The organism is Brevundimonas vancanneytii (assembly GCF_901421975.1).
Lineage (GTDB): Bacteria > Pseudomonadota > Alphaproteobacteria > Caulobacterales > Caulobacteraceae > Brevundimonas > Brevundimonas diminuta.
Genome location: NZ_LR588407.1, coordinates 3,265,413 through 3,278,720 on the forward strand (window position 1 = coordinate 3,265,413; position 13,308 = coordinate 3,278,720).

Here is a 13,308-nt window from a genome sequence, read left to right on the forward strand (position 1 = left end):
GCGAATGATTCTCAAAAAACCCGAGGAAATTCAGGGCCGGATTGCAGTGCAACAGGCTTTAGTGACGCAGACGGGCCGGTGTCAACGAAGGGGGGCGATTCCGAACGAAAGTCGGCCCCCAAGCGCCGGATCAGAAGGAAGCGACGTGCGCCAGGGCCGCATCGCGCGTTTCGGTTGTGCAAGGAACCGCCCCTGGGCGCCCCCAGACCGGATCGGGCCACAGGGGGTCGTCGCGGCGGCGGCCGACGACATGGACGTGAAGCTGGGCCGTGACATTGCCCAGGGCGGCGACGTTCAGCTTGTCGACGGGCGCATCGCGCAGGGCGCCCAGTTCACGCACCAGGGCGCCGGCGCGGACGATCTCCTCGCTCAGAAGGGCGCGTTGGTCGGGCGTCAGGTCTTCCAGCTCGACCGCGCCGGGGGACGCGCGGCAACAGGATCAGCCAGGGAAAGCGGCCGTCGTCCTGAAGCCGCACCTGACACAGGGGCCAGTCGGCGGCGAAGACGGAAGCGGCCTCGAAGGCGGGGTCGGCGGTGAAGCTCATGCGGCGTCCTGATCGGCGAGAAGGCGCAGGCGATAGGCGTTCATCGCCGTCTCGGCCAGACGCTGGGTCAGGCGCCAGTTGACCACGGCCCCGATCGGCGCGCCGACCAGCGGCAGCAGCTGGGCCAGCTTGGCCACGTCGATGTAGTCGCGGTACTCCAGCTGGAACTTGCGCCAGTCGAAGGCCTTCAGGGCGTCGGGATCATTCGGCGCGCGCATGGCGGCCTCCAGCGCGGCCAGGGCTTCGGGGCGATGCCGGGCGCTGGAGAAGGCCAGCTGGAAGATGCGCAGGACGATCACCCGCTCCTTCAGGTCGCGGCCGGAATAGCCGTAGAGGGCGGCGATCTCGAACAGCATCTTGACCTTGATGGCCATCAGGGCCGGAAAGTCCGCCGCCGCCATCAGGAAGCCCCCGGCTCCCGCCACCCCGCCCTCGACGCTGGCGGTGGTGCGATACAGCTCGACGCGGGCGCGGACCCTGGTTTCACGCTCCTGCAGGGCGCCTTCGGTCAAGGGGCGGGCGGTGGTCCACTCCGACCCGGCCAGCAGGCCGCGCGTCATCTGCTGGACGGCGCCGGTCACGATGTCGTGCACGCGCTCGGGGATGACGCGGTTGATGTGGTCCTGGGTCGCGCGGGTGGTCTTGTCCCACAGGCCGGGCCGTTTCAGCTGGCGGTCGCGCCAGGCCAGGGCCTCGGCCAGGGCGCGCGCCTCATAGGCGGCGTCCGTCATCGGGGGAGCATCCGTGGGTTTGGCCATGGCCGCAGCCTCGCAGGCCCCGACGAAAGGCGCAACGCGGAACGCTTGCCGCGACCGGCCGACAGGTCTAGACCGCCGTCCCATCGAGTACCGTTTCGCACACGCAACATCGACTGGAGAGACCTGAATGGCTCGCGCGAAGATCGCCCTCATCGGCGCCGGAATGATCGGCGGAACCCTGGCCCACGTGGCCGCGCGCGAAGCGCTGGGCGACGTCATCCTGTTCGACATCGCCGAAGGCACCCCCCAGGGCAAGGCTCTGGACATCGCCGAAGCCTCGGCCGTCTTCGGTCAGGACGTCGCCCTGAAGGGCGCCAACGACTACGCCGACATCGCGGGCGCCGACGTCTGCATCGTCACCGCCGGCGTGCCGCGCAAGCCGGGCATGAGCCGCGACGACCTGATCGGCATCAACCTGAAAGTGATGAAGGCCGTCGGCGAGGGCATCAAGCAGCACGCCCCCAACGCCTTCGTCATCTGCATCACCAACCCGCTCGACGCCATGGTCTGGGCCCTGCAGAAGTTCTCGGGTCTGCCCAAGGAGAAGGTCATCGGCATGGCCGGCGTGCTGGACTCGGCCCGCTTCGCCTACTTCCTGGCTGAAAAGACCGGCGTCTCGGTGCAGGACATCCACGCCTGGACCCTGGGCGGTCACGGCGACGACATGGTGCCGATGGTGCGCCACTCGACGGTCGGCGGCCTGCCGCTGCCGGACGCGGTCGCCGCAGGCTTCCTGTCGCAAGCCGACCTGGACGCCATCGTCGAGCGCACCCGCAAGGGCGGCGGCGAGATCGTCGCCTTGCTGAAGACCGGCTCGGCCTTCTACGCCCCGGCCGAGAGCGCGATTGCGATGGCCAAGTCCTACCTGCTGGACCAGAAGCGCGTCCTGCCGTGCGCCGTGTGGCTGTCGGGCGAATACGGCCTGTCGGACCTCTACGTCGGCGTTCCGGCCCTGATCGGCGCGAACGGCGTCGAAAAGGTCATCGAGTTCACCACCAACGACGACGAAAAGGCGATGTTCGCCAAGTCGGTCGCCTCGGTCCAGGGCCTGATCCAGGCCTGTAAGGATATTGAGCCTTCCTTGGCTTAAGGGCGCTATTGCGCGGCTCGCGGAGCCGCGCTGTTTGAGCGCTTAGGTGTTTGATTTGGAAGGGGGCCGCATCTTCGGATGCGGCCCTTTTTCATGCGCCATTCCTAGCAACCGCTCATCCCGGCGGACGCCGGGAACCAGTGCTTTGGCCGCCAATGCGGCGCTGGCAAGGAGGCGCTCTGAAATGCGGTGCGCGAGGTTCGTACTGGATCTCGGCGTCCGCCGGGATGAGCGGAAGGGGGGAGGCTCAGGCCGCCTCGGCTTCCTCGCGCTGCTCCAGCCAGGCCTCGCTCTGCATCTCGTTGAAGCGCGAGACCGTCCGTTCGAACTCGAAGGCGCCGACGCCCTCGGTGTAGAGCGCCTCGGGCGCGGCTTCGGCCAGGACCACCAGACGGGTCTTGGCCTCGTAGAGGGCGTCGACCAGCGTCACCAGGCGGCGCGCCTCATGATGGTTCGCTGGACTGAGAAGCGGCACGTCGGCCAGGAACAGGGTGTGGAAGCGCCGGGCGACGGCCAGATAGTCCTGCGGCCCAAGCGGACGCCCGCACAGCTCGTTGAAGGTCGCGCGCGCCATGCCGCCGACCGTGCGCTCCAGCTTCACCTCGCGGCCCAGCACCGGCAGGGCGATGGGCTCCTCCGGCTCGCCGCCCTTGAGGTCGGACCACAGGGTCTCGAAGCCTTGCCGCGCCTCGGCGTCCAACGGCGAGAACCAGACCTTGGCCCCGGCCATGCGGTCCAGGCGGAAGTCGCGGGCGCCCGCCGTCTCGACCACGTCGCAGCGCTGGCGGATGATGTCGATGAAGGGCAGGAAGAGCTGGCGGTTGATGCCGTTCTTGTAGAGGTCTTCGGGCGCGCGGTTCGAGGTGACGGCCAGCACCACCTTCTTCTCGAACAGGGCCTCGAACAGCCGGCCCAGGATCATGGCGTCGGCGATGTCCGTCACCTGAAGCTCATCGAAGCAAAGCAGGCGCGCCTCCGAGGCGATCAGGGCCGCGATCGGCGGAATGGGGTCGTCGCCCTTGCTGGTGCCGAACACGTCCTTGCGGCTGCGCGGCGAGCCGTCGCGCCACTGCTTCACCAGGTCGTGGATGCGCGCCATGAAGGCGTGGAAATGGGCGCGGACCTTCTTCTGCTCGGGCGTTGAGGAATAGAACAGGTCCATCAGCATGGACTTGCCACGTCCCGGCGGGCCCCAGATGTAGATGCCCCTGACCTCGGGCAGGGCGCCGAACAGCCCCTTCTTCGACAAGTCGGTCTCCAGCCGCTCCAGCGCGCCGATCAGGGCGGCCTGGGCCGGTTCGGGCGTGATCACGCCCTCTTCCACGCGGATGTCGTAAGCGTTGCGGATACGGGAGGTCATGGCCAGCAGATAGCCCTCGTATGGGGCCGGGGGAAGGCGCTCGCGGATTCCGGCGCCGAATTGGAGGATTCTGGTTGCTTCGCGACTGCGAAAGACCCAAATGCAGAAGCGTTTCTCCCAAACGCCCCCGAACAAAGGATGATTTCATCATGGGCTATCGCGTCGCCGTCGTAGGCGCCACAGGCAATGTCGGCCGGGAAATCCTAGCCATCCTCGAGGAAGTGAACTTCCCCGTCGAGAAAATGCACGCGATCGCCTCCCGAAAATCCAAAGGCGTCGAGGTCTCCTTCGGCGACAGCACGATCAAGTGCGAGGACATCGAGCAGTTCGACTTCTCGAGCGTCGACCTGGTGCTGATGAGCGCCGGCGGCGGGGTGTCGCGCGAATGGTCCGAGAAGATCGGCAAGGCCGGCCCCATCGTTATCGATAACTCCTCGGCCTTCCGTCAGGATCCGGACGTGCCGCTGATCGTGCCCGAGGTGAATCCGGACGACGCCAAGCTGGCGACCAAGAAGAACATCGTCGCCAACCCCAACTGTTCGACCGCCCAGCTGGTGGTGGCGCTGAAGCCGCTGCATGACGCGGCCAAGATCAAGCGCGTCGTCGTCTCGACCTATCAGTCCGTCTCGGGCGCCGGGAAGGAAGGCATGGACGAGCTGTGGAACCAGACCAAGGCCATCTACGGCCTGGGCGACGCCACGCCCAAGAAGTTCCCCAAGCAGATCGCCTTCAACGTCATCCCCTACATCGGCTCGTTCCGCGACGACGGCTACACCGACGAGGAAGCCAAGATGTGGGACGAGACGCACAAGATGCTCGACCCGTCGATCAAGCTGACCGTCACCTGCGTCCGCGTACCGGTCTTCGTCGGCCATTCGGAGGCCGTGACGGTCGAGTTCGACCGCCCGATCGAACCGGACGAGGCGCGCGAAATCCTGCGCGAGGCGCCGGGGATCCTGGTCGTCGATAAGCAGGAGCATGACGGCTACATCACCCCGGTCGACGCCGCGGGCGAGCACGCCGTCTATGTGTCGCGCATCCGCAAGGATCCGACCGTCGAGCACGGCCTGTCGTTCTGGGTGGTGTCGGACAACCTGCGCAAGGGCGCGGCCCTGAACGCCGTGCAGATCGCCCAACTGCTTGACGAGACCGGCGTCATCTCGCCCAAGAGCGGCTACCGCACTTTGACTGTCTAAGAGACCCTAACGCCCCGCACGCGGTGCGGGGCTGCTTGAGGGCCGTTTGAGCACTCCATGATCCCGCCGCGTCGGCGATGCGGCGGGGATCGAAAGGTTCCAGTGTGAGCGCCTCCCCTGCTCCTGCCGCGTCCGAAGCCCGCGCCGCCCTGGCGGCGGGGGTGCTCTGCTACCTGCTGTGGGGCTTCATTCCCCTGGTGTTCCAGCAGATGGCGCATCAGGGCGCGGACGCCTGGGAGATCATGGGCCACCGCGCCGTCTGGGGCCTGGTCTGGGCCCTGATCCTGGTCATGCTGTCGCGCCAGTGGGCCCAGGTTGTCGCCGTCTTTCGACAGCCCAAGGTGCTGGGCTGGCTGGCCCTGTCGGCGGTGCTGATCGCCGCCAACTGGACCACCTATGTCATGGCGGTGAACAACGGCCGGACGCTGGACGCCTCGCTCGGCTATTATCTCAATCCGCTGCTGAACATGGCCGCCGGGGCCTGGTTGTTCCGTGAGCGGATCGATCGTTTTGGCGCGGCGGCCATCGCTTTAGCCGCGATCGGCGTAGTGCTTCAGGCGATCGCTCTGGGCCATATGCCCTGGGTGTCGCTGCTGCTGGCCTTCAGCTTCGCCGGCTACGGCATCATCCGCAAACGGGTTTCGGTCGACGCCCAGACCGGCCTGTTCATGGAATGCCTGCTGCTGGCCTTGCCCGGCCTGGCCTGGGTCGTCTTCATCGAGGCGACGGGTCAGGGCCATTTCACCGCCTCCCCCGCCGCCACCGCATGGCTGCTGTTCGCGGGACCGGCGACGGTCATCCCGCTGGCCCTGTTCGCCTGGGCGGCGCGGCGGATGCCCTTGTCCAGCATGGGCTTTCTGCAGTTCCTGGCGCCGACCATCGTCTTCGTCATCGGCGCCTTGCAGGGCGAGGCTCTAGGCAGCCTGCGCATCGCCTCCTTCGCCTTCATCTGGGTCGGAGCCGCCGTCTTCGCCCTGGGCGCGGTGCTCAAGGTGCGTCGTGCGTCGGACACCGCCGAGACCATCGTGGCGCCTGAACCGGGCCTGCTGGACGACCCGGCCGAGGACCGCATGGACGCCCTCGGCGAGAATCCGCCGCCTGTGCGTTGAGGTCGGGCGCCGTCCCGTCCTAAAGAAGAAGGCGATGATGATCTGTTCCCGCTTCCTCGCCGCCGCCGCCGCAACCGTTCTGCTCGTCGGGGGGACCACGGCCTGCGCCCATGGCGCGGTTCAGACCGGCGGCGATGAAGTGATCCGCACCGCTCGCGTCGGGGTGAGCCGCGAGGCCGCGCCGACCGCCGCGCCGGGCGCGCCTGTCGCCGTCGCCGCCCCGCCGACCACGGCCGAGACCTTTGACGCGGTCAGCGACGCCCTGGACGCCGCCGCCGCCGCCTGGACCTCGGGTCAGGTGGATGCGGTCATGGCCACCTATGTCCACGACGAGCCGCTGCTGGTCTTCCTGGGCGACACTCCGCTGAAGGGGCCCGACAGCGTGCGCGCCGCCCTGGACGCTCGCGCAGCGGCGCCGGGCGGCCTGGGGACGCTGTCCTATGAGTGGTTCGAGACCATGCAGTTCGACGTCAATACGGCGGTGGTCTCTGGCCGGGCGGTGATGACGCGCGACGGCAAGACCCATCGCGGCCTGTTCACCCGGATTCTGCGCCGCACGGTCGACGGCTGGCTGATCGTCCACGACCAGCTGGCCTGGGGGCCGGAAGCCTAAGGCGCCGCCCTACAAGGCCGTGTAGAGCGCTTCGACCAACCGCAGGGCGCGCGGGTCGCCGAGCAGGTGGGGCGACTGGCGCGTCATGACATAGGCGGCCGAAACGCCCGCCGCCTGATCGGCGAACGCCATCGACCCGCCCCAGCCTGTGTGGCCGACCGTTGTCGGGTTGGGGCCGAAAATGTTCAGCCCTTCATTGCGCATGAACCCGGCCGCCCAATTCATGTGGAACGGCACGACCTTATCCAGTCCGTGGATGCGTTCGCGCGTCGCCTGGGTCAGGGTTTCCTCTGACAGCACAGGCAGATGATCCAGCGCGCCGCCCGTGGCGACGAGGGACATTATCCGCGCCAGATCCTTGGCCGTGCCGTGCAGGTTGGCGGACGGAATCTCCGCCATGCGCCACTCGGTCGAGCCGCGTCCGCCGGGCGCCGAGCCGCGATCCAGGAAGGCGGCCTTCTTGATCGCGTCGATGGCGCCGAGGTCCGGCGCGGCGGCGGGTTTGCGCAGTTGGGCCACGCGGTCGTGTTCGCTTTCCGGCAGGCCGATCCACAGGTCCAGATCGAACGGCTGGGCGAAGTCTTCGCGCAGGGCCGCGCCCATGGTCCGCCCGTCGACGATGCGGAACAGCTCGCCCGCCAGATAGCCGATGGTGATGGGGTGATAGCCGGACGCCGTCCCCGGCGCCCACAGCGGCGTCTGGGCCGCCAGCTTGTCCAGCACCGCCTGACGATCGAACCAGATGGCCGGCTCCACGCCGTCGGAAAAGCCCGGCAGGCCGGACTGGTGGCTCATCAGCTGGCCGACGGTCAGCTGGTCCTTGCCCGCCGCGCCGAAGGCGGGCCAGTGATCGGCGACCCGGTCCTCATAGGACAGCAGCCCCTTGTCCACGCAGCGCGCGATCATCAGGGCCATCACCGCCTTGCCGGTCGAGAAGACCGGGACCAGGGTGTCCTCGGCGAAGGGGGTGTTCCCCGCCAGATCGGCCGAGCCGGCCCACAGGTCCACCGCCACCTCGCCGTCGATGGTCACGCTGAAGCGCGCGGCCAGTTCGTTCAGCCCTTCGGGGGCGTCGGTGAAGTTGGCGGCGAAGGCGTCCTTCACCGCATTGAAACGCGGCGGGCAGACGCCGTGGAGGTCGGGGAGGCTGGTCATGGATGCGGTCTAGCGCCTTGGCGGCTTCACGTCACTTGCGGCCGATTACTGGCGCGCCGACGCCGAGGCGTTGCGGGCGCCTTCGAACTCGTCGCCCGGCTTCCACGCGGGCCAGTCGCGCGAATTGGCCAGGTCGCGGCCGACTTCATACAGCAGCTGCACATCGGCGGCGGCGGCGTCCATCTTCCACTGCGGCGTCCATTCGTCCGTCGGCTGATGATATCGGTTGGCGACATAGTCGCGGCTGGCTTCGTTGTGGCCGGTGAAGCCCGCCGCGGCGAACAGTGCGGGCACGCCCCTCCTCGCCAGCGGGAAGTGATCCGAGCGATAGAAGGCCCCCGCATGCGGCGCCGGGTCGGGGATCAGGCGACGCCCCTCGCGCGCGGCCAGCACCGCCAGCCGGTCGTCCAGATCGTTCTTGCCCGCGCCGATGACGACGATGTTCGGGTCGATCTCGGTCCCCGGCAGCAGGCTGTCCATATTGATGTTGGCGACGGTCGTCTCCAGCGGCCAGACCGGGTTGGCGGCATAGTATTCGGCGCCCAGCAGGCCCGTCTCTTCCGCCGCCCAGCCGATGAAGACGGTCGAGCGTTCGGGGCGCGGCCCCTCGGCGAACAGGCGGGCGATCTCCATGACGCCGGCGACGCCCGTCGCATTGTCCACGGCGCCGTTATAGATGTCGTCGCCGTTCTTGGGCGTGGCGCGGCCATAGGCGTCCCAGTGGGCGCCGAACATGACGGTCTCGTTCGGGTATTTGGTTCCGGGCAGGCGGCCGATGACGTTGCGCGTCTCGACCCGGTCGGCCTTCTGGCCGAAGTCGATGGACATGGTCACGCCGTCCAGCGCCACGGGGCGGAAGTCGGGCGTGCGCGCCTGATCCTTCAGGGCGGCGAAGTCCAGCCCGGCGTCCTTGAACAACTGTTCGGCGATCGCGCCCTGAATCCAGCCCTGCGCCGCCACGCGCTCCTTGTCCGGGTCGGCGCGGACGATGTCGAACTTGGGCGCGGTCGAGGAATTCTCCAGCGTCGACCACGGATAGCCCGCGCCCGGCGTGTCGTGGATGACCAGAACGCCCGCCGCGCCGTGCGCTGCCGCGACCTGGAACTTATAGGTCCAGCGGCCATAGAAGGTCATGGCCTGACCGTCGAACTTGCCGTTGACCGGGTGGCCTTCGGGGGCGGCGAAATCGGGGTCGTTGACCAGCACCAGCATGATCTTGCCGGTCAGATCGACGCCCTTGTAGTCGTCCCAGCCGCGCTCGGGCGCATCGACGCCGTAGCCGACGAAGACCAACGGCGCATCGGTCAGGCTAATGCGTTCCACTGGCCGGTCGGACGAGACAATGACGTCCTTGGCTCGCTGAAGCTCGGTCGTGCGGCCGTTGGAAGAGACGCTGATGGCGGCGGGGCCGTCCTGGCTGGTGCGGCTGACCTGGGCCACCTGCACCCACGATCCGTTGGGGCCGCCGGGTTCGAGGCCGAGCGCCTGAAACTGCTGCGACAACCATTCGATGGTGCGGTCTTCGCCGGGCGTGACCGGGGCGCGGCCTTCGAATTCATCGGACGCCAGGACGCGCGTGGCCTCGTTCAGACGGGCCGGGTCGACGCGGCCGGTCTGGGCGAGCGCGGAGGTCGAACACATCAGGACGGCGATCAGGCCGACGGCGGCGGAACGGGCGAGGGTCATGGGCAGGCTCGGCTCTTGAACGATTTGCGCCACGCTGCCCCCTGAGGGCGCCGCTGTCGACCCTGAAAGGCCTCAGCGCCCGTTCAGCCAGGCGCGCACGCCGTCCGCAGCGATGACGCCTGAGGCGAAGGAGGCCTGGAGCAGATAGCCGCCGGTCGGCGCCTCCCAGTCCAGCATTTCGCCTGCGGCAAAGACGCCGGGCCGCGCCTTCAGCATCAGCCGGTCGTCCACGGCGTCCAGCGCCACGCCCCCGGCCGACGAGATGGCGCGGCTCAGGCCCTGCACCCCGGTCAAGGTCAGGGCGACGCCCTTGATCCGCGCGGCCAGTTTGGCCGGGTCTGCGGGCAGCGGCCCGCCTTCGCGCAGCAGGGCGACAGAGGCAGCGTCCAGCCGCGCGGCCTTGCGCAGCCAGTTCGACAGGCTGTCTTTGCCGCGCGGTTTCGACAGACGCTGAGCGAGGGCTTCGATGCTCAGGTCGGGCCGCAGGTCGAGCGTCAGCGCGGTCGATCCGTCGCGCTTCACCGCTTCGCGCAATGCAGCCGACAGGGCGTAGATTCCGCCGCCTTCGATCCCATAGGCGGCGATCATGGCCTCGCCGCGCACGGCGCGGCCCTCATGCGTCAGGGCGACCCCTTTCAGCGGGGTTCCCGCGAAGCGGTCGCGGAATAGCGGCGACCAAGCGACGTCGAAGCCGACGTTGGCGGGACGGAAGACGGCCACCTCGGCGCCCGCCTTCTCCAGCGTCGGAACCCATGCGGCGTCGGACCCCAGCTTCGCCCAACTGGCGCCGCCGAGGGCCAGAACGACGGCGTCCGCGCGTTCGATCCGCTCGCCATCGGGCGTATCAAAGGTCAGGGCCTCGCCCTGCCAGCCGGTCCAGCGCGAGCGGGTGCGAATCTCGACCCCCAGCCCTTCCAGCCGCGCCAGCCAGGCGCGCAGCAGGGGCGAGGCCTTCATGGCCTTGGGGAACACCCGTCCGGATGAACCGACGAAGGTCGGCTGGCCCAGTCCCTCGACCCATTCGATTAGATCGGCGGGTGAAAAGGCGTTCAGCCAGCCCTCGATGCGCACCTGAGCGGCGGCGTCATAGCGATTCAGGAACGGCTCGAGCGCCTCCGAATGGGTCAGGTTCAGCCCGCCGCGACCGGCCATCAGCAGCTTGCGCGCGACCGAGGGCATCTGCTCATGGACGACGACGCGCAGGCCCGCCTGGGCCAGACGTTCGGTGGCCATCAGTCCGGCGGGACCGGCGCCGATCACGGCGACTGTTGCGGGGGCGGAGGTCATCGACGCCTTCCTAGCGGGAATGTCCGCCGCGGCCTATGCTGGCCGACATGAGCGTCGCCTTTACACGGGAAGAAGATCTGGAAGCCACGGCGGCGGACCTGCCGAACCGGCCGATCTCGCCCCATCCCAACCTCGTCACGCCGCAGGGGCTGGCCCAGATCGAGGCCGAACTGGCGGCCGCGCGCGCGGCCTATACGGCGGCTCAGGCGGCGGGCTCGATCGAGGCCGACCGCACCGCCATGGCGCGGGCGACGCGCGACCTGCGCTACTGGTCGGCGCGTCGGGGCACGGCCCAGCTGGTCGAGGCGCCGCCGGACGGCAAGGTGCGCTTCGGCGACACAGTGACGATCGAGCGCGAGGACGGCCGCACCCAGTCCTGGCGCATCGTCGGCGAGGACGAGGCCGACCCGTCCAAGGGCAGCGTCAGCCACGTCTCCCCCCTGGCCCGCGCCCTGCTGGGCAAGCGCGAGGGGGATGAGGCGACGGTCGCGGGCCAGTCGGTCGAGATCGTCGCCATCAAGGAAGGTTGAGAAGGGGCGGCCTCAGTAGCCGCCCGTTCCCTTCTCCTTGGCCACCGGCTGGAAATCGCGCACGAAGCGTTCCAGCAGGCGGACGCTGTAGCCCGCCGAACCGGCCGGTTTCACGTCGTTGGCGGCGCCGAAGGCCATGTTGGCGATGTCCAGATGCGCCCAGGGCGTCTCAGGGCGGGCGAAATAGCCGATGAAGTGGGCGCCCGTGCCCGCGCCCGCCCCGCCGTCGCCCGAGTTCTTGATGTCGGCGATGGTCGAAGAGGTGGCCCGCACATAGGAGGGGTGCAGCGGCAGGCGCCACAACGTCTCTCCGGTGGCGTCGCCCGCCGTCTTCAGCTGGTCGGCCAGGGCGTCGTGGCGGCTGAACAGGCCCGCATAGTCATTGCCCAGGGCACCGCCGACCGAGCCAGTCAGGGTGGCCACGTCGACGATGGCGGCGGGGTTCAGCGTGGTGTCGGCCCAGACCACGGCGTCGGCCAGGACCAGGCGGCCTTCGGCGTCGGTCGAGATGATCTCGATGGTCTTGCCGTTCATGGCGGTCAGCACGTCGGCGGGGCGGATGGCGCCGCCGTCGGGCATGTTCTCGGCCAGGGCGGCGACGGCGACCACGTCCACCGGCGCGCCGCCCTTGGCCAGGGCCAGGACCGCGCCGACCACGCTGGCGGCGCCGGACATGTCCATCTTCATATTGCCCATATTGGCGCCGGGCTTGATGGAGATGCCGCCGGAATCGAAGGTGATGCCCTTGCCCAGCAGGGCGATCGGGCCGTCGCTGGACGCGCCCTGGCCGCGATAGCGCACGGCTAGCAGGCGCGGCGGTCGGCTCGAGCCCTGGCCGACGCCCAGCAGGGCGCCCATGCCCAGGCGCTGCATGGCGGGCACGTCCAACTCGGTGATCTCGACCCCTGGCATGCCGGCGAAGGCCGCGCGGGCGCGTTCGACGAAGCTTTCCGGATAGATGACGTTGGCCGGTTCGTTGGATACGTCGCGGGTCCAGGCCATGGCCTCGATCAGGGCGGCGCCGCGACGGTGGTGCGCCTGGGCGCCCGAAGCGTCATCGGCGACGACGGTCAGGGCGCCGGGCGCCGGACGGTCGCGGCCGGTGGTGACATAGAGGTCCGAACGATAGTGGCCGATGCCCAGGCCGGTCGCCAACTCTGACGCCAGATCTGCCGACAGGCCTGAGGTCACGGCCGTCAGGGCGCCGGGCTGGCTGTTCAGGGCGCGACCCGCGACGATCCCGGCGGTTTGAATGTCTGCGGCCTTGGGCGCTTCGCCCAGACCGACGACCAGGATGCGGTCCCAGCCGCCGACGCCATGCAGGCTCAGCGTCTGGCGCGCCTTGTAGTCGAAGCGGGCGGCGGTCAGGGCCGAGGCGATCGCCTGACGCGTCGCGACGTCCAGGGCGGCGCCGCGCGCGGCCAGCTCGGCCTCCGACGACAGCGGCAGAACCAGGGCGCCCGACGGGGCGGCCGATGCGGCGAAGGTGACGGCGCGCGTCTGGGCCGGAGCGGCGCGGGCGGGCCAGTCGGAACGCTCGGCGGCGGGCGCGGCGCGGCGCGACTGGGCCTCGACCGGAACGGCGACGCTTAGACCGGCGGCGGCGATCAGCGCGGCTGCGGCGAAGGACGGAATACGGGTGGTGCGGCGCATCGATCAGGGCCCCCTCTGTGACGATGAAGGCGCCTTTATGGGCGGGGGCGCCGCGCGGGGGCAACCGCTCCGCTGACGGAAGGACGCCGGGCGCGACGCCTTGTCGCGCTTGTCGCGCGCTTGGGGTCGCGCCCGGCGCAGCGGCGGCCGTCAGCAGGTCGCCCGACGCGGGGGCGTCGGGCAGGGTCGGGCCCTGAGACGGACATCGCCGGTTTCGCGGCGTGAAAGGCGGTGGGCGTCAAGCAAGGCTCCGATCCAGCCCCACGCGGGTTCCTTATGAGTGCGGTGAATGTCTTCCATTGTTCGTCCTCCTTTCTGAGATCAGC

At 69.1% G+C, this 13,308-nt stretch carries 11 protein-coding genes and 1 pseudogene; 5 read left to right on the forward strand and 7 right to left on the reverse strand.

Annotation, left to right across the window (positions count from 1 at the left end):
• Positions 1-130 precede the first annotated feature (130 nt).
• A pseudogene (locus FGL25_RS16170) lies at positions 131-545 on the reverse strand (HIT domain-containing protein).
• A complete protein-coding gene (locus FGL25_RS16175; protein ID WP_252970229.1) occupies positions 542-1,303 on the reverse strand; it encodes an EcsC family protein in 762 nt (253 codons plus the stop codon). Before FGL25_RS16175 ends, FGL25_RS16170 begins: the two are co-directional and overlap by 4 nt.
• 127 nt (positions 1,304-1,430) lie before the next feature.
• Between FGL25_RS16175 and mdh the strand changes: the two genes are divergently transcribed.
• Positions 1,431-2,393 (forward strand): malate dehydrogenase, encoded by a 963-nt coding sequence (gene mdh / locus FGL25_RS16180; RefSeq protein ID WP_003166498.1) that lies wholly within the window; start codon positions 1,431-1,433, stop codon positions 2,391-2,393.
• Positions 2,394-2,640: 247 nt separating this feature from the next.
• On the opposite strand, the gene zapE is transcribed toward mdh, so the two are convergent.
• Positions 2,641-3,753, reverse strand: coding sequence for a cell division protein ZapE (gene zapE / locus FGL25_RS16185; protein WP_138142266.1), 1,113 nt, complete (start codon positions 3,751-3,753; stop codon positions 2,641-2,643).
• Positions 3,754-3,902: 149 nt separating this feature from the next.
• On the opposite strand from zapE, the gene FGL25_RS16190 reads away from it, so the two are divergent.
• The 3 genes from FGL25_RS16190 (at position 3,903) to FGL25_RS16200 (ending at position 6,671) form a co-directional block, all read left to right on the forward strand.
• On the forward strand, positions 3,903-4,949 hold the full coding sequence (locus FGL25_RS16190; protein WP_088410720.1) for an aspartate-semialdehyde dehydrogenase: 1,047 nt from the start codon (positions 3,903-3,905) through the stop codon (positions 4,947-4,949).
• 104 nt (positions 4,950-5,053) lie between these two features.
• Positions 5,054-6,058 carry an EamA family transporter RarD gene (gene rarD / locus FGL25_RS16195; RefSeq protein WP_138142267.1) on the forward strand — a complete coding sequence of 335 codons (1,005 nt, stop codon included), beginning with the start codon at positions 5,054-5,056 and terminating at the stop codon, positions 6,056-6,058.
• 34 nt (positions 6,059-6,092) lie between these two features.
• The gene (locus FGL25_RS16200; protein ID WP_138142268.1) at positions 6,093-6,671 is read left to right on the forward strand and encodes a DUF4440 domain-containing protein; all 579 of its coding nucleotides are present in this window, start codon (positions 6,093-6,095) and stop codon (positions 6,669-6,671) included.
• A gap of 9 nt (positions 6,672-6,680) precedes the next feature.
• Here FGL25_RS16200 and FGL25_RS16205 read toward each other — a convergent pair whose 3' ends face one another.
• The 3 genes from FGL25_RS16205 to FGL25_RS16215 form a co-directional block, all read right to left on the reverse strand.
• Positions 6,681-7,826 carry a serine hydrolase domain-containing protein gene (locus FGL25_RS16205; protein ID WP_138142269.1) on the reverse strand — a complete coding sequence of 382 codons (1,146 nt, stop codon included), beginning with the start codon at positions 7,824-7,826 and terminating at the stop codon, positions 6,681-6,683.
• A 45-nt stretch (positions 7,827-7,871) separates the two neighbouring features.
• Positions 7,872-9,512: a M28 family metallopeptidase gene (locus FGL25_RS16210; RefSeq protein WP_138142270.1), complete on the reverse strand. Its 1,641-nt coding sequence runs from the start codon at positions 9,510-9,512 to the stop codon at positions 7,872-7,874.
• Between the two features lie 72 nt (positions 9,513-9,584).
• Positions 9,585-10,799 (reverse strand): TIGR03862 family flavoprotein, encoded by a 1,215-nt coding sequence (locus FGL25_RS16215; protein WP_138142271.1) that lies wholly within the window; start codon positions 10,797-10,799, stop codon positions 9,585-9,587.
• A 47-nt stretch (positions 10,800-10,846) separates the two neighbouring features.
• Between FGL25_RS16215 and greA the strand changes: the two genes are divergently transcribed.
• Entirely contained in the window at positions 10,847-11,329 is a 483-nt protein-coding gene (greA, locus tag FGL25_RS16220) for a transcription elongation factor GreA (RefSeq protein ID WP_167493397.1), read from the forward strand.
• A 12-nt stretch (positions 11,330-11,341) separates the two neighbouring features.
• Here the strand turns inward: greA and FGL25_RS16225 are convergent, their stop codons facing one another.
• Positions 11,342-12,982 (reverse strand): leucyl aminopeptidase, encoded by a 1,641-nt coding sequence (locus FGL25_RS16225; RefSeq protein WP_138142273.1) that lies wholly within the window; start codon positions 12,980-12,982, stop codon positions 11,342-11,344.
• Positions 12,983-13,308: the final 326 nt, after the last annotated feature.